This is a genomic window from Streptomyces sp. JW3, assembly GCF_052216785.1.
Classification (GTDB): Bacteria; Actinomycetota; Actinomycetes; order Streptomycetales; family Streptomycetaceae; genus Streptomyces.
This window is the reverse complement of record NZ_JBQOUX010000001.1, coordinates 124950-145409: the sequence shown is the minus strand read 5'-3', so window position 1 is coordinate 145409 and position 20460 is coordinate 124950. Positions and strand designations below refer to the sequence as shown.

The window sequence follows — 20460 nt, the reverse complement described above, 5'->3', positions numbered from 1 at the left end:
CCCGGTGGCAGCACACCGCAGACCCCGGCAGCGCACGGTGCACCGCACCTCCGCCCGGACCGCCGCGACGATCGCCCTCGCGGGCGCGGCGACCGCCACCGGGTGGGACGGCACCGGACACGCCGCACCGGAGCCGACTCCGGCCCAGGTCGAGGTCACAGTGGACCGGCTGTACCGGGAGGCCGAGGCCGCCACCGAGCAGTACAACGGCACCAAGGAGCGGGCGGACGCGGCCGAGCGGCGGCTGGAACGCCTGCGGGACGAGACGGCGCGCAAGGAGGAACGGCTCGGCGAGGCGCGTACGGCGCTCGGTTCGGTGGCTGCGGCCCAGTACCGTGACGGCGGCCTCGACCCGGCCCTGCGGCTCGCGCTCTCCGCCGAACCCGACCGGTATCTCGATTCGGCCGCGCGGATCGAACGGGCGGGCGACCGGCACGCGACCGCCGTCGCCGGTGTGCGCAAGCAGTTGCGGGAGATCGAGCGGCTGCGTGGCGCGGCCCGCGTGGAGGTCGCCTCGCTGGCCTCCCGGCGGGCGGAACTGAAACGCCACCGCGCGACCATCACCGGCAAGCTGGCGGAGGCCCGACGGCTGCTGTCCCGGCTCACCGAGCCGGAACGCGCCCACGCCGATCGCTCCGCGGGCGACCGCGACACCCTGTCCGCCGGCGCCGCCGAGGCCTCGAATCCGCGCGCCGCGGCAGCCGTCGCGTATGCCTACGCCAAGCTCGGCAGCCCTTACGTCTGGGGCGCGACCGGCCCGAACGCCTTCGACTGCTCGGGCCTCGTCCAGGCGGCGTACCGCTCCGCGGGCGTCGCACTGCCCCGCACGACCTACGCCCAGATCGACACCGGCCACCGGGTCTCCCGGGCCGAACTCCGCCCGGGCGACCTGGTCTTCTTCTACCCCGGCGTCACCCACGTCGGCCTGTACGTGGGCGACGGCCGGATGATCCACGCCCCGAACCCGTCGTCCCCGGTCCGGATCGCCCCGGTGGACGAGATGCCGTTCACGGGAGCGACACGGGTGACCTGACTGACCTGACGCGGTCAGGCCGCGCCGATACGGGTACGGGCGAAGGAGACGAAAACGGCCCAGGCACCCCCGGCGACTGTGAACCGAGGGCTCGTGGAGCCGAGTTTGGAATCCCGGACGTGGATGGTGTGGGGGCAGGGGGCGACTTCTACGCAGGCGCCGCCCTGACTGTCGCTGTAGCTGGACTTGTGCCAGTCGCTGGCTATTTCCAGGCAGTTCCCGCCTTGATCGTCGCTATAGCTGGACTTGAACCACACCAGGCTGTCGCTCACAGCTCCTCCGCCACCCTTCCGATGAACTCAGCTGACTCCTCAATACTGAGGGCATGCACGCGGATCATGGCATGCCTCTGGTTCAGCGCACTCACCTTGTCCGGGGCGGCATGCAGCACGCTGACCTCTGGCCCTTCGACGTAGGCCAACGTGTCATGGTCCGGCGTCTCCAAGAGGACGATGGGGCCGGCGAGAGCGACACCGGTGCACCGGCCGATCGGAAGCACCTGCACCGACACGTTGCGGCGTCGACCGGCCTCCTGGAGGTGCTTCAGCTGAGTCCTCATGACCTCTCTGCCGCCGACTTCCGTCCGCAACGCAGCCTCATAGATCACGAACCCAAAGAGCACACTGACTCGTCGGCTCAACGCGTCCTGCCGACGGAGCCTGGCAGCCACCCGTTCCTCGACCGTCTCGTCATCCAACGGTGGACAACTACCGCCGATCAAGGCCCGGGCATACTCCTCCGTCTGCAACAGGCCGGGAATGAGCAGTGGCTCATAACATGAGAGCCCAATGGCATCCGCCTCAATGGCCATGTACTCCTGAGACCGCGCAGGAAACGGCTCCGGCTTCAGATACTCCTGCGCAGCGACCAGCTTCCCCCGCGCCCCGCAGACCTGGTCCGCGATCTGCAACAGCCGCAGCGTGGGCCGGCGCCGGCCGTTCTCCATCGACTTGACGTACTCGCAGTCATAGCCGGTCTCCTTGGCCAGCGCGTCACGGCCGACGCCCGCTTCCGAGCGCCACAGCTTGATCTGGCTGCCGCAGTACCGCCAGGCGATCGGCGGCTGGGAGTTCACCTCGGTCGACACACGTACCTCCGCCGGATTCACGTCGGGTACGGCAACTCGCTGTACCCGTACCGTCACTTCGCGAGGCTACGCGCGAGCCGGGACGGTGTTCTCGCCAACCGTGAGACATCGCCACAAGGGATGAACAGCGCATGCAGAAAGTGACCGCCCCGCAGGACATCGAGTGGCGGCTGCCCCGTCACGCCCGCAGCGTCGGCCGGGCCCGGACCCTGTTCCGTGAGCAGGCGGTCGCGTGGGAACTGCCCCCGGACCTGACGGACACGGCGGAACTCCTCCTGAGCGAACTGGTGACGAACGCCTACCGCCACGCGAAGGTCCCACAAGGCCGTGAGATCCGCGCCCGCTGCGTCCTCACGGACGACGGCTGCCTGCGCCTCCTGGTGACGGACGCGAGCGACGCACTGCCCGTGCCCGCCACCGCCGGCCCGGACACGGCATCGGAGTCGGGCCGGGGCGTGCTCCTCGTCGAGACGCTGGCGGACGACTGGGGCGCCGAACCGCGGGCGGGCGGCATCGGCAAGGTCGTCTGGTGCGAACTGCGTCAGACCAGCCGCCGCGCGGTGGCCCAGCGGGTCAGCTCGTGCCGGTTGGACAGCTGAAGTTTGCGCAGGACCGCCGAGACATGGGACTCGACCGTCTTGACGGAGATGAACAGTTGCTTGGCGATCTCCTTGTACGCGTAGCCGCGGGCGATGAGGCGCAGGACCTCGCGCTCGCGCTGGGTGAGGCGGTCGAGGTCCTCGTCGAGCGGTGGGGCGTCGGTGGAGGCGAAGGCGTCGAGGACGAAGCCGGCCAGCCGGGGCGAGAAGACGGCGTCGCCTTCCTGGACGCGGAAGACGGAGTCGACCAGGTCGGTACCGGTGATCGTCTTGGTGACGTAACCCCGCGCGCCGCCGCGGATCACACCGATCACGTCCTCCGCCGCGTCCGAGACGGACAGCGCGAGGAAGCGGACGGGCTGCTCGGCGTCGGCCATCAAGGGGGCGCAGCGGCGCAGGACTTCGACGCCGCCGCCGCCCGGGAGGTGGACGTCGAGGAGGACCACCTCGGGCCGGGTCGCGGTGATGACGGTGACCGCCTGGTCGACGTCGGCGGCCTCGCCGACCACCTCGACCCCGGTCTGCTCGGTCTGGCCGATCTCCGCCTGCACACCCGTACGGAACATGCGGTGGTCGTCGACGAGGACCACCCGCACATGCCGCTCGGCCGCGGCCGCCGTCTCGTTCGCCTCGGTCGGGTCGCTCATGACGTCTTCTCCGCCCTCTCCATCTCCAGCTCGACCTCCGTGCCGCCGCCGGGCACCGCGCGCAGCCGCGCCGTGCCGCCGTTGCGCTCCATGCGGCCGATGATCGATTCTCTGACACCCATCCGGTCGGCGGGTATCGATTCGAGGTCGAAGCCGGGGCCCCGGTCCCGGACGGACACGAAGACCGTCCTGCCCTCGACTTCGGCGAAGACCTGTACGGCGCCGCCCTCGCCACCGTACTTGGCGGCGTTCACCATCGCTTCGCGCGCGGCCTGCGTCTGCGCTCCGATCCGTTCGTCGAGCGGGCAGTCGCCGACCACGACGACCTCTATGGGGACTCCGTGCTTGTCCTCGACCTCGGCCGCGTCGCGCTTCACGGCCTCGGCGAGAGTGGTCGGCTCGTCGTCCTCGTCCTTGCCGTTGCCCTCCGGCTTGTAGAGCCAGGCGCGCAGGTCCCGCTCCTGGGCACGGGCCAGCCGGCGCACCTCGCCGGGGCTCTCCGCGTTGCGCTGGATCAGGGTCAGGGTGTGCAGCACCGAGTCGTGCACATGGGCGGCGACCTCGGCGCGCTCCTGCGCCCGGATACGCATCAGGCGTTCCTCGGAGAGGTCCTGCGTCATGCGCACCAGATACGGCCCGGCCAGCAGCGTTATGCCGACCAGGACCGCGAGGGCGGCCTGGAGCACGGAGCCGAGGTGGGCCGCGGAACCCTGGAGCACGAAGATGCCGGAGACACCGGCCGTCACCAGCAGCACCCCGGCGACCGCGCGCAGCAGCCGGACCGTGCGCCGGCGGCGGCCGGCCTCGACCCAGCGGGCCCGGCGGGCGTTGTCCGCCTGCCGCCAGACCAGGGCGACGCCCGCGCCGACCAGCACGGTCGGCCAGAGGTACGCCTTGGCGCCGCCGCTCAGATTGACGTTGCCCACGAAGACCATGGCCACGACGACCATGAGGAGCAGGGCGACGATCTGCCCCTTGTCCGGTCTGCGGGCGACGAGTCTGCGGCGGCCGTCGGGGGAGGTCTCGGTGGAGACCAGGGAGGGCGGCTTCTGCGCGTCGACGCCGCCGACTCCGAGCGGCACGAAGAACCAGAACGCCGCGTACAGCAGCGCGCCCAGTCCGTCGGCCATGAACAGGCCGACGAAGACCAGCCGCACCCAGATCACGGGCAGCCCGAGGTGTCCAGCGAGCCCCCGCGCCACTCCACCGAGCCAGCGTCCGTCGCTGCTGCGGTAGAGCTTGCGCGGCGGCCGTGGCTCGACGACTGGCGCTGCTGCGGCTTCCGGCATGCCAACGATGGTCACACGGCCCCACGGCCGGGGCATCAGGGTGTACCCCGGAGACTCCCCTGATCTTCGGGGCGGCCTGTCGTCGAACATCTCCCGGGCGCCGGCTCGGGGCCGATATCAGGGTCCGACCAGGGTCGTACCGGCTGCCGTCGCGGCGCCGCGCCCGCCACCATGGACGCATGACAGAAAACGAGCGCGCCGCGGCGGGTACCGGACCCGGTGCCGGCCCGCGCCCGCCACGGGGCGCCGGGCCGCAGGACGCCACGCCCGGCGCCGGTGCCGGGAGCGGCGCCGGGAGTGGGAGCGGCGCCGGGAGTGGGAGCGGTGCCGGGCCGGACCTCGCCGCGCCGCCGCACCGCTTCCGCCGCGACCGGCGGCACAAGGTGGTCGCCGGGGTGTGCGCGGGGCTCGGCCGGCAGTGCGACATGGACCCGGTGATCTTCCGGGTCACGCTGGCGGTGCTCTCCGCGACCGGCGGCCTCGGTCTGCTCTTCTACGGCTTCGCGTGGCTGTTCGTCCCGGCCGACGACGAGGACGAGAACGAGGTGCGCAAGCTGCTGACCGGCCGGGTCGACGGCCAGGCGCTGGCGGCCGTGCTCTTCGCGCTGGTCGGCTGCGGGGTCTTCCTGACCATGCTGAACAACGGCGGGGTGCTCACCTTCGCCGTCGTCCTCTCCCTTCTTCTCGCGGGCGCGGGGTACTGGTCGCGGCAGCGCGGCAATCCCGGGCCCGACCCCCTCGCGGCGCAGGCCGTAGGTGACGCCCCGCCCGAGGCGCAGGCACCGCCGATCAGCTTCACCTGGCCGTCCTGGTGGCGCGACCCCATAGTCAAGGACGGCTCCCATGTCGGCGGCACGGGGTATCTGTGGGGGCCGAGCGACTCCCGTCCCCGGGACATCGCGGCCTTCGTCGACGTCGACCTGGACGGCCACGGCACCGACCGCCCCGGGTACCGCGCCGACGACCGGGCACAGCCGGGAGCGCCACGTCCCCGACCGCCCAGGCCGCCGAGGCCGCGCGGCCCCCGGGGGATCGGCGGCTGGGTCTTCCTGCTGGCCCTCGCCGCCGGATTCCTCGGCACCCGCGCCGGCTGGGGCGAGCAGGCCCTGGGCACCAGCCTCCAGACGGGCCTGGCCTGCGCGCTGGCCGTGTTCGGGGTGGGCATCGCGGTCAGCGCCTTCCTGGGGCGCACGGGGGCCGGTTCGGTCTTCCTCGCGATCGTCACGGCGGGTCTGCTCGCCGCGTCGGCCGCCCTGCCCAAGGACATCGGCACCGAGTGGGTGCGCGCCGACTGGACACCGGCCTCGGCCGCGCAGGTGAAGCAGCGGTACGAGGTCGGTACCGGTGACGGCACCCTGGACCTGTCCGGGCTGGACCTGGCCGCGGGCCGTACGGTCAGCACCCGGGCCGAGGCGAGCCTGGGCCGAATACGGGTCGTCGTGCCGCCGGACGTGACGGTGCGGCTGGACATCGAGGTCGGACTGGGAGACATCCAGCTGCCGGGCGACGACGGGAAGGACGTGGACGTGGCACCGGACAAGCACCAGCGGCTGACCCTGGCTCCGGCCGGAGGCGGCAAGAGCGGCGGCACGCTCGACCTCGAGGTGGAGGTCGGCGTCGGCCAGGTGGAGGTCAGCCGTGCTGCGTCATGAGTTCCAGCCGGGCCGGCTGGTGGCCGGCGCCTTCCTCATCGCGGCGGGCGTCGTATACGCCGGGGACGCGGGCGGTCTGTGGCAGACACCGTGGTTCGTGGTGATCCCCGTCGTCCTCGGCGGCCTGGGCCTCGCCGGCGCGGTGGGGACGCTGGCCCACGAGGCACGGCGCCGCCGCCGGGCAGCGGACGGCGCACCCGCCCCGGCCGAGCCACACACCGAAACCCGGAGCTGACCCGCACCGGAGGCCGCGGCAGAGCTGGTTACCGTCCGCGACAGGGCCGGTTACCGGTACCCGCCCCGCCGCCGCCGACGCCGCGCGTGCAGCCCCGCGTCCAGCGACAGCACCGGCGCACCCGCCAGCACGAGAGGAATCCACGCCATGAGATAGGCCAGGTCATTGCCGTAGTAGTAGGGATCGGAAGCCCAGCTCACCGTCAGCCACAGGCTGAGCGAGATCAGGGCGCCGCCGAACGCGGCGAGCCGGGCGAACAGACCGATCAGGGTGCCGATGCCGACGGCCAGTTCCCCGAAGGCGATGGCGTAACCGAAGCCGGACGGGCTCTTCAGGGCGAGGTCGACGAGGGCGGGAATGGCCGAGGAGTCCCGGACGGTCCGCATCATGTCGCCGACGGAGCCGGCGCCCGAGTCCTTCATGAAGGCGCTGTCCGTGAGTTTGTCGATGCCGGCGTAGATGAAGGTGATGCCGAGGAAGACCCGAAGAGGAAGGAGGGCGTACCGGGTGGCCCGCTCCCGCCAGTCCGCGCCGTCGATGGGGGACGTGTCCGTCCGCATGCCGTGCGTCATCGCTGCCAGCCGCCTCTCGCCGCGCGTGCCGAGACCCCCTCGACGACCATACGTACGACACGGAGAGTGCGCTCAATCCTCGCGGGCCAAGATTTTTCCCGACCGGACCGTTTTCTGACCGATATCCGGACCGTTTTCTGACCGATATCCGGACCGTTTTCTGACCGATATCCGGACCGTTTTCTGAACGATATGGAGACCAGAACAGGCCAGAGGCCGCCGCAGTCGGCCCTCCGCCGCCCTCCACCCGCCCTACCCGCCGGAACTCAGCCAGCAGCCCTTCAGCCAGCCCCTCAGTCGGACCTCAGCCAGCCCTTCAGCCAGCCCTTCAGTCGCACCGCAGCCGGATCTCAGTCCGACCTCAGTCCGTCACTTCCACCACGCACCGGTTGGTCTCCACCCCGGCCGCCGTGACCACCTGCACCTCGACCCGCCCCGGCTCCACGTCCGCCGGTACGGGCACGGTCAGCAGCGAGTCGGTGGGGTTGCTGAAGCCACCGGCGACCGGGACCAGCGGTACGTGCACGTTGACCGGACCGATCCGCACCACCATCCGCGACAGCCGGTCCGCGTTCTGCGCCCCCGGCGGCACGAACCCGGCACCCCGGATCTCGATGTCGTCGCCGGTCCTGATCGGACCGTCCAGGTCACCGGCCTCGCGGGCGCGCACCACCGACAGGACCACCGGACGGCCGCCCTCGGCGTACTTGCCGGCCAGGTAGGTCGCCGCCGACACCAGCACCACCACCGCCAGCCCCCACGGCAGGTCCGGCAGCTGTTCCGGGCGCCGGGCCAGCCGTACCGCCCCGAACACCAGGGCGACCCCGTTGATCACGACGTACTGGATGTCCGCGAAGGTGCCGCGTCCCGCGTCGTCCGTCAGCAGATCGGCCGCGCGCGGCCGGTCCGCCCGTACCTTCTGGAGCCGCTGTCCCAGCACCCGCAGCCCGACCACCCGCCGTACCAGCACCGCGATCCCGCAGACCACCGCGAGCACGGTGACCACACCGGCGCCCCGGCGCAGTTCCAGGCCGGAGATCAGCGCGTCCCGGTCGCCGTGCGCGGAGGCCAGCGCCAACTGTCCGACCAGCACCAGCACCGCGTAGGCCACGAACAGCACCCAGGCCACCGCCACGGCGCGGGACGTGGAGAGCCGGTTGTCCTCGCCGATGACCGGGGCCAGCGCGCCGCCCCGGGCGCGGTGGAACCAGGACGCCGCCGTCAGCGCCCCGGCCACGACCAGGGCCGCCACCAGCCCGGCGGTCCGGGCGGGCGTCCAGCCGGCGCCCACCGCGGTGAGCGCCTGCACCAGCAGCAGGATCACCACGGCGGCCAGGGCCACGCCGGCCGTGCGGCGCCACAGGCCGGCCAGCCAGGCCCCGCCCTCGGCCCGGCCGCGTTCGGCGACCAGGCCGGCGGACTGGGTCAGTTCCTCGGAGACCCATTGCCGGGACGCCGACGCCGAGTGGGCCACCGCGGCCGGCAGCCCCTGACCGGCGGCGAACTCGTCCCTGCGCAGGGCGAATTCGGCGGCCGCCCGCCGATGGCCCTCACGTGCGCCGTGCGGGCAGTCACCGCATTCGCATCCGCCCCCGTGCGTGCCCACCCCACCGTGTCTCGCCTCCTGCACCGCCACGCCCGACATCCACCTTCCGCACCCTTGCGACCGGACCCGCAACTCCCCCGGGACGACAGCGAATTGTGCCCTACAGCACCCCGTTCGCGCCGGGCACCCCCGGCCCTGTCTGCTCAGCACAAGTGACGTGCGGTCCGCGGTGTTGACCCGGCTGCGAGAATTCCCTTATGGCCGAGATCATCCAGCGCGACGGAGCCTGGGCCTTCGACGGGAGCACGGTCCGGATCACCCCGGGTCTGCACCGCTCGGTGCCGCTGTTCCGGCAGACGTACGGGGAGGTCGCCGTACCGCTGGAGGCCGTCTCGGGCATCGTCTTCGAACCGGAACGCAAGCGCGGGCGGCTCCGGTTGCGGCTGCGGGAGGGCGCCGATCCGCTGCTCCAGGCGACCGGCGGCCGGCTCCCCGACCCGGCGGACCCCTACCGGCTGACGGTGGACACCGACCGGGCCGGGATCGCCGAGTACGTCGCCGAGGAGATCCGCCGCGCGCTGCTGCTCGACCGGATTCCCAAGGACCCCACCAAGGCGTACCTCCTGCCCGGCCCGCCGGTCCCGGTCTCGGTCCGTTCCTCCGACGGCACGGTCTCCTTCGACGGCACCCAGGTGCGGATCGACTGGGCGGACACCTCCGACCGGGTCAAGCGTGCCACCGGCCCGAGAATCATCCACGTGGGTGACTTGGTGCAGGTCGAGTGGCTGCCCAACTCCGGTTACGCGGACGGCTTTCTGCGGTTCGTGACGCGGGAGACGGTGTTCGCCGAGCTGCCGCCGGAGAAGGACCCGTACGCCCTGGACCTGTGGGGCAACGCCCGGCGCGATCTGCTCACCGCGCTGGTCGCCACCGCCGTCACCGCCCGGCTGCCGCATCCGTCGGCCCGCGCCGCCCTCGGCCCCGGGGACCCACCGCACGACTCCCCGCACGGCCCCCGGCCGGCCCGCACCGTGCCGCCGCAGGCCGACCAGCACGACGTATTGCTGCGCCGGCTGCGCGAGTTGGGGCAGTTGCACCGCGACGGGGTGCTCACCGACGAGGAGTTCGCGACGACCAAGGCGGTCGTGCTCCGGCAGTTCTGACGGCATTTCTGAGACACGGCCGCAGTGCCACGCTTCAGTCCAGCAGATCGGGCTCCCCGCGGCTGATCTCGCGCCACAGCGGCTGGTAGTTGATCCACGCCACCAGGTCCCCGCCGAGCTGTTCCCAGGTCGCCGCCGCCCGCTGGTGGTCGATCAGTACCGGCCGGCCCGCCGCCTTGGCGGTCAGCTGGACCTGGCAGCACCGTTCCATGGACAGGAACCACCAGGCCGCCGCGTCCACGGAGTCGCCGACCGTCAGCAGGCCGTGGTTGCGCAGCACCAGCGCCTTGCGGGAGCCGAGCGCCGCGGCGATGCGCCGCCCCTCCTCGGCGTCGACCGAGACGCCGCTGTAGGAGTCGTAGAGGGCGTGGTCCTCGTAGAAGGCGCAGCTCTCCTGGGTGATGGGGTCGAGCAGGTCGCCGAGGGCGGCCAGCGCGCGTCCGTGCACCGAGTGGCAGTGGGCGACTGCGACGACGTCGGGGCGGGCGGCGTGCACCTGGGAGTGGACGGTGAAGGCGGCCTGGTTGACGTGGTAGCTGCCCTCGATCACCTGGCCGTCGGCGTTGGCCAGCACCAGGTCGCTCACCGTGACGTGCCGGAACGGCAGGCCGAAGGGGTTGACCCAGAAGCAGTCGGTGAACTCGGGGTCGCGGGCGGTGATGTGCCCGGAGACGCCGTCCTCCAGCCCGTTGCGCCCGAAGATACGGAGCGCGCCCGCCAGTCGCTCCTTGCGGTGCCGGCGTTCGTCGGCGACGGACTCGTGCATCGGCGGCATCGCGAACTGGAGCTTGTCGAGAGGCCGCGGCGGGGGCGGAGCGGCCCCGGACGTCCCGTGCGTGTGTCCTTTGGCACTGGGTTGATTCACGGGGCGGAAGTTACCCTCGGTGAGCCCGGGAAGACAGTTCTGTTCCGTAAATGTGCGGAGCAATACGTGGACACCCGGCGCGTCCCGGCCGATACCCGACAGGAGATGTCTGGTTTGGCCAGGAGACTCGGCTTCATGACTCCGCCCATGAATCAACGCACGACCCGACGCACGACCCGACACACGACCCGACGCACGACCCGACACACGACCCGACGCACGACCCGACGCACGACAGCGAACTGGGGCTCCTTCGCCGCCGCCGAACCCGGTCTCGCCACGACCGCCGAGCGGCGTTTCGGCGCCTACACCCACCACACCCTCGCCACCCTGCGGGCGGACGGCTCGCCCCGGACCAGCGGTCTGGAGGTGCGTTTTCTCGCCGGTGAGCTGTGGCTCGGCATGATGCCGGGCTCGCTCAAGGCCCTGGACCTGCGCCGTGACCCGCGCTTCGCGCTCCAGGCCAACCCCGGCGAGGGCACCGGCATGGGCGGGGGCGATGTCCGGATCAGCGGACGGGCGTACGAGGTGGAGGACGGGGAGACGAAGGCCGGGTACGTCGAAGAGGTGGAACCGCCGGAGCCGTTCCACCTCTTCCGTGCCGAGCTGACCGAGGTCACGCGGACCTGCGTGGAGGACGACACGTATCTCGTCGTCCAGGTCTGGCAGCCCGGGGAACCGCTGCGCACGATCAGACGCACGTGAGAACCGCGAGGGCGCTCACTGCGCTCACTCCCACTCGATGGTCCCCGGCGGCTTGCTGGTGACGTCCAGGACGACCCGGTTGACGTCCTTGACCTCGTTGGTGATCCGCGTCGAGATGCGGGACAGGACGTCGTACGGCAGCCGGGACCAGTCGGCGGTCATGGCGTCCTCGGAGGAGACCGGACGCAGCACGATCGGGTGGCCGTAGGTGCGGCCGTCGCCCTGGACGCCGACCGAGCGGACATCGGCGAGCAGCACCACCGGGCACTGCCAGATGTCACGGTCCAGGCCGGCCGCGGTCAGCTCCTCGCGGGCGATGGCGTCGGCCTCGCGCAGCAGGTCGAGCCGCTCCTTGGTGACCTCGCCGACGATCCGGATGCCGAGGCCGGGGCCGGGGAAGGGCTGGCGCTGGACGATCTCGTCCGGCAGGCCCAGCTCCTGGCCGACCATCCGGACCTCGTCCTTGAACAGCTTGCGCAGCGGCTCGATCAGCTTGAACTCCAGGTCCTCCGGGAGTCCGCCGACGTTGTGGTGCGACTTGATGTTTGCGGCGCCGGTGCCGCCACCGGACTCGACCACGTCCGGGTAGAGGGTGCCCTGCACGAGGAACTCGACCGCCGGGCCCTCGTCGGCGATGATCTCGGCCTGCGCCTGCTCGAAGACCCGGATGAACTCCCGGCCGATGATCTTCCGCTTCTCCTCGGGGTCGCTGACCCCGGCCAGCGCCTTCAGGAACCGCTCCTCGGCGTCCACGACCTTCAGCTGTACGCCGGTCGCGGCGACGAAGTCCTTCTCGACCTGCTCGGTCTCGCCCTGGCGCATCAGGCCGTGGTCGACGTAGACGCAGGTCAGCTGGGCGCCGATGGCCTTCTGGACCAGGGCCGCGGCGACCGCGGAGTCCACGCCGCCGGACAGGCCGCAGATGGCGCGCTTGTCGCCGACCTGCTCGCGGATGGCGGCGACCTGCTCCTCGATCACGTTGCCGGTGGTCCAGTCGGGGGTCAGGCCCGCGCCCCGATAGAGGAAGTGCTCCAGGACCTGCTGGCCGTGCGTGGAGTGCATCACCTCGGGGTGGTACTGGACGCCGTAGAGCTTCTTCTCGTCGTTCTCGAAGGCGGCGACCGGGACGACGTCCGTGGCGGCGGTGACGGCGAAGCCCTCGGGGGCGGCGGAGCAGGCGTCGCCGTGCGACATCCACACCGCCTGCTCGGCCGGGGTGCCCTCGAACAGGGTGGAGGCCGGCTTGGAGACGGCCAGGTCGGTACGGCCGTACTCGCGGGCACCGGTGTTGTCCACCGTGCCGCCGAGGGACTGCGCCATCAGCTGGAAGCCGTAGCACATGCCGAAGACGGGGACGCCGGCCTCGAAGATCTCGCGGTCCAGGCGGGGGGCGCCCTCCTCGTACACCGAGGACGGGCCGCCGGAGAGGATGATGGCCGCCGGGTTCTTGGCGAGCATGTCCTGAACCGGCATGGTGCTCGGCACGATCTCGCTGTAGACCCGGGCCTCGCGGACGCGGCGGGCGATGAGCTGGGCGTACTGCGCGCCGAAGTCGACGACCAGGACGGTGTCGGGGGCGGCGTTGGCAGCGGGAGTCGCTGATGACACGAGGTGCCTTCCGGCGGTCGGGCGGGGGTCTTGTGACTCCGATTCTACCGAGGTGGGCACGTGGCCCGTCCCCGTCGTGATCGTCGCGGCCGCGTCTCACCATCCGGATCACCATCCGAAAAGGCTTGGCCACGGTGCGTTCCCCCGGCATACTGGGCGCATGTTCTCGAAGCACCAGGCTTACCTGTTTATCTATGGCAACCGGCCCACCGGCTGCCATGGTCGTGCTGCTTGAGCATCTGACAAGCGACTTCCCAGGCGCCCCGGGCCGACAAGGCCCGGGGCGCCTGGCGTTTTCCTCCCGGACCTGCCGTCCCGGGGCACCCCGTTCCGACGAGGAGCCCCCCATGACCACCACCACCATCACTGCCACCGACGCCGCCGCCGCGACCGGTGCCCGCACCCCCGAAGCCGCCGATGTGATCACCGGTGCCCGGGAGCGCATCGACGCGCTCGACGACCGGATCATCGGTCTGATCCAGGAACGCATGGCCGTCTCGGCCGTCATCCAGGACGCCCGGATCGCCTCCGGGGGCCGGCGGGTGAACCTCTCCCGCGAGACGGCCGTCCTCGGCCACTACCGCGAGGCGCTGGGCAAGCCCGGCACCGCGCTCGCGATGACGCTGCTGGAACTGTGCCGGGGCCGGGTCTGAGCCGGCGGGCCGGTCGGACCTGAGTTCGGGGCCGTTCTCACCCGTCCGGTGCGTGACCGGTGGCCGCGTGGCTTCGTTGGTCCCGGTGTCCGTGCCAGCCAGGGGCGGGCCCGAAAGAACCACGCGTGGCTCACTGGAGCGATGAGACGTACGGACGGATCGTGCCGGACGTCGTGGGACCTCGCTCCAGCAAGTGACCGGACGGCAGGGGACAGCAGCCCGGTCACCCAAGAGAACGGCCGGCTCCGGGGACGCCCGGAGCCGGCCGACGGAAAATGTTCGCAATGTTCAAGACCAGCGGCGCGACCCCCCGGCGCCGCTCCCCAGGCACCGGCGCTGCCCTGACGCCGGTGCTGACCGACGAAGGGCCTCGCGGCCGACTGCCGCGGGGCCCTTCGCTATGTCACGCCCGCCTTCCTGCCCGCCTGCCTGCCCGCCTTCCTGCCCGCCTTCCTGCCCGCCTTCCCGGACGCGCCGCAGGACGTGATGCCGGGCGTGACGCAGGCCACATGAGAATTTCGTGAATGTACGGACAACCTTTGCCGGGCCTGACCGATCCAACCTGCTGTCCCAAGGGCCCCACCCGCGCCCCACCGCGGCGGCTTTCTCACCGTCCGTGCTGCTCCCAGCGGTACGCCCGACTTCCCGAGGTCTTCATGAAGCTTCGCCGCGCCATGGCAGCAGCGGCCGTGACGGCAGTGATAGCCCCCGTGGCGCTGCTCGCCGCTCCGGTCGCGTACGCCGACGGAGAGACGTCCGCCTCACCGAGCACCTCCGCGAGCGTGACGTCCGACGAGAGCACCTCGCCGGACCCGTCCACCAGCACGACCGAGACCGCGCCCGGGGAGAACACCACCTCCACCAGCGCCGCCCCGGCCGACGACCCCGGCCAGACCTCCTCGACCAGCGCCTCGCCCACCGAGGCCGGCGGCACGTCGCCGAACGCCACGGAGTCCGAGGACCCCGAGGAGTCGCAGCAGCCCGACCCCGAGCCGACCGAGTGCGTGGCCGACAAGGTCGACTCGGACATCACCGGCCTGCCCGGCAAGATCGCGGCGGGCAGCGGCTGGCACGAGTTCTCGCTCACCGTGGAGAACACCTCCGACACCACGATCTACGGGCTCGGCTACCTGGTCAGCGCCGCCTCCAACAAGGCCGGCGACGACCTGTTCACCAGCCGCGACGTCCGCCTCCAGGCGTTCGATCCCGAGGGCAGGACCTGGTACGACCTCGACGAGTACGGCTACGCCATCGGCTACGCCGGTATGACCGAGGAGCTCAAGCCCGGCTACGAGGCCGAGGTGCCGCTGCGCGTCAACGTCGCCGCCGGTGCGCCGACCGGAGCCGCCTTCACCATCGGCTCGACGCTCTACGCCGACGAAGACCTGTGCTTCAACGAGATCGAGGTCGCGTACAAGTTCCAGATCGTCGCCGCCGGCACCGACACCTCCGGCACCAAGCCGCAGGAAGGCGGCAAGGTGCCCGTGACCACCGCGACGCCCTCCGCCGGTACCCCGCAGGTCACCGGCAACCTCGCCGAGACCGGCTCCAGCTCCGCGCTGCCGATGGTCGGCCTGGTCGGCGGTTTCGCGGTCGTCGCCGGTGCGGGCGCGGTGTTCGCGGTGCGGCGGCGCAAGGCCGGCGTCGAGGCGTAGCACGTAGCACCAGCCACAGCCACAGCCGCAGCCGAGTACGCCGCAGCCGCAGCCGCAGCCGAGTACGCCGTAGCACCGGCCGCGGAACAGGGAAGGACCCGCGCTCGGAGGGGGGCGCGGGTCCTTCCCTGTTCCGCGGCCGCGCCCGCCCGGCTACCGCTTCGGCTACCGCTTCGGCGGCACCGCCGGCATGCCGAGGAACGGCAGCCGCAGCGCGCCGAACGCGTCCGCCGGGACCGCCGGGGACTTGGGCTCCACGGCGGCCAGCCGCTCGTACCCCGTGCCCTGCGCCGGGCGCTGGTCGGGCTCGTCCTTGTTCGGCCAGTAGGACATGGCCCGTTCGGCCTGGGCGGTGATGGTCAGGGACGGGTTGACGCCCAGGTTGGCCGAGACCGCGGCGCCGTCCACGACGGAGATGCCGGGATGGCCGTACAGCCGGTGGTACGGGTCGATGACCCCGGTCTCGCGGCCGGCGCCGATCGGGCAGCCGCCGAGGAAGTGGGCGGTGAGCGGGGTGCCCATCAGCTCGCCGACGTTGGAGCCGGCGAAGCCGTTGATCTCGGCGGCGAGCGCGGCGGCGCCCTCGGTGGCGGCCTCGATCTGCTTGGGGTTGGGCGAACCGTGGCCCTGGCCGGCGGTGAGCAGGCCCTTGCCGACGCCCCCTGGTTTCAGATACGTCGTCAGGGAGTTGTCCAGCGACTGCATCACCAGGCCGATGATGGTCCGCTCCGACCAGCGGCGGTTGGACAGGGAGCGCAGGACCAGCATCGGGTGCTTGGCCGCGTGGGCCAGGAAGCCCAGGACGCGGGTCGTCCCGGAGGCGGTCCGGCCGGCGTAGGGGACCTGGAGGATCGACAGGCCGCCCATCGCGTTGGAGCCCTTGCCGTAGCGGACCGGCTCGATGTGGGTGTTGGCGTCCGGGTGGATCGAGGACGTGATGGCGACGCCGCGGGTGAAGTCGGCCTTGGCCTGGCCGGTGGCCTTGCGGTAGCGCCGGTCGTCGGTCTGGGCGCCGACCAGGGCCTCGGAGTTGGTGCGGGTCAGCGCGCCGAGCCGGTCGGATATGTACGGGAGCTGCCCGCCGGCCTTCATCCGGTGCAGCAGCGTCTGGGTGCCGTAGGTGCCGGCCGCGAGGACCACCCGGCGGGCGGTGAAGGTGCGGCCCGCGCCCTTCTTCTGCCGGTCGGTGGGCAGGGTGGCCACCGCGTAGCCGCCCCGGGAATCATCCGTGACGGAGACGACCGTCGTCATCGGGTGCACGACCGCGCCGGCCTTCTCGGCGAGGTAGAGGTAGTTCTCGTTGAGGGTGTTCTTCGCGCCGTGCCGGCAGCCGGTCATGCACTCGCCGCACTCGGCGCAGGCCCGCCGGTCCGGCCCCGCGCCCCCGAAGTAGGGGTCCGCGACCTTCTCCCCCGGCTTGGCCCGCACCGAGCCGTCGGCGTCCTCGCCGTCGCCGAAGAAGACGCCGACCGGGGCCAGGTGGAAGGTGTCGCCACAGCCCAAGCGTTCGGCGGCGGCCTTCAGATGGACGTCGGACGGGGTCGTCGTCGGGTTGAGCCGGACGCCGAGCATGCGGCGGGCCTGGTCGTAGTACGGGGCCAGTTCGTCCTTCCAGTCGGTGATGTCGCGCCACTGGGGGTCCTCGAAGAAGGGCGCGGGCGGGACGTAGAGGGTGTTGGCGTAGTTGAGGGAGCCACCGCCGACCCCCGCGCCTGCCAGGACCATGACATTCCCGAGCAGATGGATGCGCTGGAGTCCGAACATGCCCAGCTTGGGGGCCCAGAGGTAGTTCTTCAGGTCCCAGGAGTTCTTCGGCAGCGTGCCGCGGGTGAAGCGGCGGCCGGCTTCCAGGACGCCGACCTTGTAGCCCTTCTCGGTGAGGCGCAGGGCGCTCACCGAGCCGCCGAAGCCTGAGCCCACGACGATGACGTCGTAGTCGTACGCGTCCTGGGGCACGGTGGTCTCCTCGTTGAGTTTCGCGTGCGGGTGGTGGGTGGCCGGGAGCCGGCGGCCGGTCAGCGCAGCCGGAACGCCTTCATCAGGCGCAGACTGCGGGACATGAACCGGGCGTACGCCTCGTCGTCCATGCCGAGGGAGGGGGCCATCGGCAGCAGCCGCTGGTGGGCGACGGTCTGCGCCTCGGTGTACTTGAGGATGCCCTCGGAGCCGTGCCGGCGGCCGAGCCCGGAGTCCTTCATGCCGCCCATCGGCGCCTGCACGCTGCCGTAGGCGGAGGCGTATCCCTCGTTGATGTTGACCGTGCCGGTGCGCAGCCGGGCGGCGACCTTGCCGCCACGCCGGGCGTCCTTGGTCCAGACCGAGGAGTTCAAGCCGTACGGCGTCGCGTTGGCGTGCTCGACGGCCTCCTCCTCGGTGTGGAAGCGGTGGACGGAGACGACCGGGCCGAAGGTCTCCTCGGTGCACACCGTCATGGGCGCCGCGACCCCCTCCAGGATGGTCGGCTCGTAGAAGTACGGGCCGATGTCCGGGCGCGCGACCCCGCCGGCGATCACCTTCGCGCCCCGTGCCACGGCGTCCGCCACGTGCCGCTGTACGGTTTCCAGCTGCCGTTCGCCCACCAGTGAGCCCATGTCGGCGCCGTAGGCCAGGGAGTTGCCCAGCCGCATCGCCCTGGTGCGGGCGGCGAAGCGCGCCAGGAAGGCGTCGGCGACGGACTCGTGGACGTAGAGCCGCTCGATGGATATGCAGAGCTGGCCGGCCGAGGAGAAGCAGGCCCGGACGGCGCCCGCCGCGGCCTTCTCCACGTCGGCGTCCTCCAGGACCAGCATGGCGTTCTTGCCGCCGAGTTCGAGGGAGACGCCGACCAGCCGGGCGGCGGCGCCCTGGGCGACCTCGCGGCCGGTGCGGGTGGAGCCGGTGAAGGAGACGTAGTCGGCGTGCCGGACCACCTCGGGGCCGACCACCGGGCCCTCGCCCAGGACCACCTGGAAGACGTCGGCGGGCAGCCCGGCCTCGACCAGCAGGTCACGGGCCCACAGCGCGGTCAGGCAGGTCTCGGTGTCCGGCTTCATCACGACCGCGTTGCCCGCGACGAAGGCGGGCAGCGCGTCGCCGACGGACAGTTCGAGGGGGTAGTTCCAGGGGGCTATCTGGCCGACGACCCCGCGCGGGTGGCGCAGTTCGGTGACCTTGGTCAGGGCCGGTACGGCACCGGTGTGCCGCTTCGGCCGCAGGTATCCGGCGGCGCGGCGGCCGTAGTGCCGGGCGGCGACGGCGACGGCCTGCACCTCCTCGTGGGCGTGCAGCCGGGCCTTGCCGGTCTCCAGCTGGATCAGGTCCAGCACCTCGGCCTGCCGCGCCAGCACCAGGTCGTGGAAGCGGAGCAGGACCGCCGCCCGCTCCCGGACCGGGGTCCGCTCCCAGGCCGGCTGGGCGGCGCGGGCCCGGCCGAACGCCTCGGCGACGTCCGCGGGACTGGATTCCGGCAGGTCGGCCAGCTTCTCGCCGGTGAACGGCGCGTGGCTGACCGTCCGTCCGGAACCGGTCACGCCCTTGGTGAGCTGGGCGATCAGCTCGGGGGTGACCACGTCGGCGGCGGTGCGGGCGCCCGCCGGTGCGGGGGCGAGGGGGTTGGTGCCGGCCGGTGCCGGGCCGGTCCGCTCCGCGGCGGTCTTCTCGGTGCTCTCGGTGCTCTCCAGGGCCTGCGCGTCCGTCATGAGCGGCAGGGTATGCCGCGCCGGGGGCCCTTGTGTACCCGTCGGTAACGCAGATTCACCGAGTGCTCACATGGCGCCAGTGATCGGTGGCAACGAACGTGCTGATCAGGGGGTTATTCGGAGGCGCTGGGGGGTTCGGAAGGTGAGGCCGCGGGCGTGGACGCCGGGGAGTGCGGGGAGGTCGGGGAGGTCGGGGACCGGGGAGAGGCGGGCGTGCGGGTCACGGTGACCGTGGCGGTGGGCATCGGGGGCGAGGGACCGGTGCCGCCGGTGGCCGTTCCCGGCGCGGAGGCCGGCGGCGGGTTGTCGTCGCCGTCCTCGTCGCCGGCGCCGTCGATCAGCAGGACCGCCGCGGAGATGCCGGCGCCGGCCGTCGCGGCGGCCAACAGGGCGGCCGTGAGGACGGTCCGTCTGGAGCGCGGTCGACCGGTCCCGGCCCCCGTCCCGGTCCCGGTCCCGTTGCCGGGCCTGTTGCCGGTCCTGTTTCCAGTCCTGTTCCTCATCCCGATACCGACACCGATCCCGATACCCATCCCGGTCCTGCTGGCAGGCCCGGTTCCGGGCGGTACGGGGATGCGGCCCGTGGTCAGATAGGCGTTCAGCATCCGCTCCGCCTCCGCCGCGTCCAGCCGTCGCCGCGGGTCGCGTTCGAGCAGACCGTTGACGACGGGCAGCAGCGGCCCGGCCTGCGGTGGCGGCGCTATCTCCGCGGAGACGACGGCGTGCAGGATGCCGCCCAGCGAGTCCCGGCGGAACGGGGACTCGCCGCTGAGGACGGCGCACAGCAGCGCGCCCAGCGACCACAGGTCGGACTCCGGGCCGGTGCCGCCGCCGGCCATCCGCTCGGGCGCGGTGTACTCGGGCGAGCCGACGAACGAACCCGCCTCGGTGAGCGTGGTGGCGCCCGGCACCTGGGCGACGCCGAAGTCGGTGAGCACGATCCGGCCGCCCTCGGCGACCAGCACGTTGGACGGCTTCACGTCCCGGTGCAGCACCCCGGCCGCGTGCGCGGTGCGCAGGGCGCCGAGCAGGGCGAGCCCGATCCGGGCCGCCTCCGCCGGGCCGACCGGGCCGTACCGGGCGACGCGGTCGGCCAGCGAGCCGCCGTCGACCAACTCCATGACCAGGTATGTGCGTTCGTCCTCCTCGACGACATCGTGGACGACGACGATGTGCGGGTGGGTCAGTTGCGCGACCGCGCGGGCCTCGCGCAGGGTACGCTCCCGCCGCTGCCGGGCCTCGGCGACGGAGAGGGTCTCGTCGTAGGGCAGTTCCTTGACGGCGATCTGCCGGCCGAGCAGTTCGTCGGTCGCCCGCCACACCACGCCCATGCCGCCGCGCCCGATCCGCGACAGAAGCCGGTAACGGCCCGCGATGACACGCCCGTCCGCCCCCTCGGTCACCATGCGCCCCATCATGCCGCACGGTACGGGCCACTTCCGGGGCGCCGGGCCGCGGGTGGCCGACAACCGAC

19 protein-coding genes are annotated in these 20460 nt (G+C 72.1%); 8 read left to right on the top strand and 11 right to left on the bottom strand.

Annotated features, from left to right (window positions below; translation table 11 throughout):
- Positions 1-4: 4 nt before the first annotated feature.
- On the top strand, positions 5-1033 hold the full coding sequence (locus ACTT8P_RS00745) for an NlpC/P60 family protein (RefSeq protein WP_442829487.1): 1029 nt from the start codon (positions 5-7) through the stop codon (positions 1031-1033).
- A 14-nt stretch (positions 1034-1047) separates the two neighbouring features.
- On the opposite strand, the gene ACTT8P_RS00740 is transcribed toward ACTT8P_RS00745, so the two are convergent.
- Together ACTT8P_RS00740 and ACTT8P_RS00735 are read right to left on the bottom strand one after the other, a co-directional pair.
- Entirely contained in the window at positions 1048-1305 is a 258-nt protein-coding gene (locus ACTT8P_RS00740; protein ID WP_442829486.1) for a DUF397 domain-containing protein, read from the bottom strand.
- Positions 1302-2120 carry a helix-turn-helix domain-containing protein gene (locus tag ACTT8P_RS00735; protein ID WP_442829485.1) on the bottom strand — a complete coding sequence of 273 codons (819 nt, stop codon included), beginning with the start codon at positions 2118-2120 and terminating at the stop codon, positions 1302-1304. The genes ACTT8P_RS00740 and ACTT8P_RS00735 overlap by 4 nt, the downstream gene beginning before the upstream one ends.
- 131 nt (positions 2121-2251) lie before the next feature.
- Between ACTT8P_RS00735 and ACTT8P_RS00730 the strand changes: the two genes are divergently transcribed.
- Positions 2252-2719 carry an ATP-binding protein gene (locus tag ACTT8P_RS00730; protein ID WP_442829484.1) on the top strand — a complete coding sequence of 156 codons (468 nt, stop codon included), beginning with the start codon at positions 2252-2254 and terminating at the stop codon, positions 2717-2719.
- Here the strand turns inward: ACTT8P_RS00730 and ACTT8P_RS00725 are convergent.
- Both ACTT8P_RS00725 and ACTT8P_RS00720 read right to left on the bottom strand, forming a co-directional pair.
- Positions 2662-3366, bottom strand: coding sequence for a LuxR C-terminal-related transcriptional regulator (locus tag ACTT8P_RS00725; RefSeq protein WP_442829483.1), 705 nt, complete (start codon positions 3364-3366; stop codon positions 2662-2664). The genes ACTT8P_RS00730 and ACTT8P_RS00725 overlap by 58 nt on opposite strands.
- Positions 3363-4655: an ATP-binding protein gene (locus ACTT8P_RS00720; RefSeq protein ID WP_442829482.1), complete on the bottom strand. Its 1293-nt coding sequence runs from the start codon at positions 4653-4655 to the stop codon at positions 3363-3365. The genes ACTT8P_RS00725 and ACTT8P_RS00720 overlap by 4 nt, the downstream gene beginning before the upstream one ends.
- 179 nt (positions 4656-4834) lie before the next feature.
- Here ACTT8P_RS00720 and ACTT8P_RS00715 point away from each other — a divergent pair, with 179 nt between their 5' ends.
- Complete coding sequence (locus tag ACTT8P_RS00715) at positions 4835-6307, top strand: PspC domain-containing protein (protein ID WP_442829481.1); 1473 nt, start codon at positions 4835-4837, stop codon at positions 6305-6307.
- Entirely contained in the window at positions 6294-6542 is a 249-nt protein-coding gene (locus tag ACTT8P_RS00710) for a hypothetical protein (protein WP_442829480.1), read from the top strand. Before ACTT8P_RS00715 ends, ACTT8P_RS00710 begins: the two co-directional genes overlap by 14 nt.
- A 50-nt stretch (positions 6543-6592) precedes the next feature.
- Here the strand turns inward: ACTT8P_RS00710 and ACTT8P_RS00705 are convergent, their stop codons facing one another.
- Positions 6593-7102, bottom strand: coding sequence for a DoxX family protein (locus ACTT8P_RS00705; RefSeq protein WP_442829479.1), 510 nt, complete (start codon positions 7100-7102; stop codon positions 6593-6595).
- 373 nt (positions 7103-7475) lie between these two features.
- Entirely contained in the window at positions 7476-8750 is a 1275-nt protein-coding gene (locus tag ACTT8P_RS00700; RefSeq protein WP_442829478.1) for a hypothetical protein, read from the bottom strand.
- 167 nt (positions 8751-8917) lie between these two features.
- Between ACTT8P_RS00700 and ACTT8P_RS00695 the strand changes: the two genes are divergently transcribed.
- A complete protein-coding gene (locus ACTT8P_RS00695) occupies positions 8918-9823 on the top strand; it encodes a DUF4429 domain-containing protein (RefSeq protein WP_442829477.1) in 906 nt (301 codons plus the stop codon).
- A gap of 34 nt (positions 9824-9857) precedes the next feature.
- Here the strand turns inward: ACTT8P_RS00695 and ACTT8P_RS00690 are convergent, their stop codons facing one another.
- Positions 9858-10688: a class II aldolase/adducin family protein gene (locus ACTT8P_RS00690; protein WP_442829476.1), complete on the bottom strand. Its 831-nt coding sequence runs from the start codon at positions 10686-10688 to the stop codon at positions 9858-9860.
- Positions 10689-10835: 147 nt separating this feature from the next.
- Between ACTT8P_RS00690 and ACTT8P_RS00685 the strand changes: the two genes are divergently transcribed.
- Positions 10836-11393 carry a pyridoxamine 5'-phosphate oxidase family protein gene (locus ACTT8P_RS00685; protein ID WP_442829475.1) on the top strand — a complete coding sequence of 186 codons (558 nt, stop codon included), beginning with the start codon at positions 10836-10838 and terminating at the stop codon, positions 11391-11393.
- Between the two features lie 24 nt (positions 11394-11417).
- On the opposite strand, the gene guaA is transcribed toward ACTT8P_RS00685, so the two are convergent.
- On the bottom strand, positions 11418-13001 hold the full coding sequence (guaA, locus tag ACTT8P_RS00680) for a glutamine-hydrolyzing GMP synthase (protein WP_442829474.1): 1584 nt from the start codon (positions 12999-13001) through the stop codon (positions 11418-11420).
- A gap of 347 nt (positions 13002-13348) precedes the next feature.
- Between guaA and ACTT8P_RS00675 the strand changes: the two genes are divergently transcribed.
- Positions 13349-13654, top strand: coding sequence for a chorismate mutase (locus ACTT8P_RS00675; protein ID WP_442829473.1), 306 nt, complete (start codon positions 13349-13351; stop codon positions 13652-13654).
- A gap of 674 nt (positions 13655-14328) precedes the next feature.
- A complete protein-coding gene (locus ACTT8P_RS00670) occupies positions 14329-15309 on the top strand; it encodes an LAETG motif-containing sortase-dependent surface protein (RefSeq protein ID WP_442829472.1) in 981 nt (326 codons plus the stop codon).
- 165 nt (positions 15310-15474) lie between these two features.
- Here the strand turns inward: ACTT8P_RS00670 and ACTT8P_RS00665 are convergent, their stop codons facing one another.
- The 3 genes from ACTT8P_RS00665 to ACTT8P_RS00655 all read right to left on the bottom strand — a co-directional run bounded on the left by ACTT8P_RS00665 (position 15475) and on the right by ACTT8P_RS00655 (position 20401).
- On the bottom strand, positions 15475-17265 hold the full coding sequence (locus ACTT8P_RS00665; RefSeq protein ID WP_442829471.1) for a GMC family oxidoreductase N-terminal domain-containing protein: 1791 nt from the start codon (positions 17263-17265) through the stop codon (positions 15475-15477).
- Between the two features lie 59 nt (positions 17266-17324).
- Positions 17325-18986: a succinic semialdehyde dehydrogenase gene (locus ACTT8P_RS00660; protein WP_442829470.1), complete on the bottom strand. Its 1662-nt coding sequence runs from the start codon at positions 18984-18986 to the stop codon at positions 17325-17327.
- 113 nt (positions 18987-19099) lie between these two features.
- Positions 19100-20401, bottom strand: coding sequence for a protein kinase domain-containing protein (locus tag ACTT8P_RS00655; RefSeq protein ID WP_442829597.1), 1302 nt, complete (start codon positions 20399-20401; stop codon positions 19100-19102).
- Positions 20402-20460 lie beyond the last annotated feature (59 nt).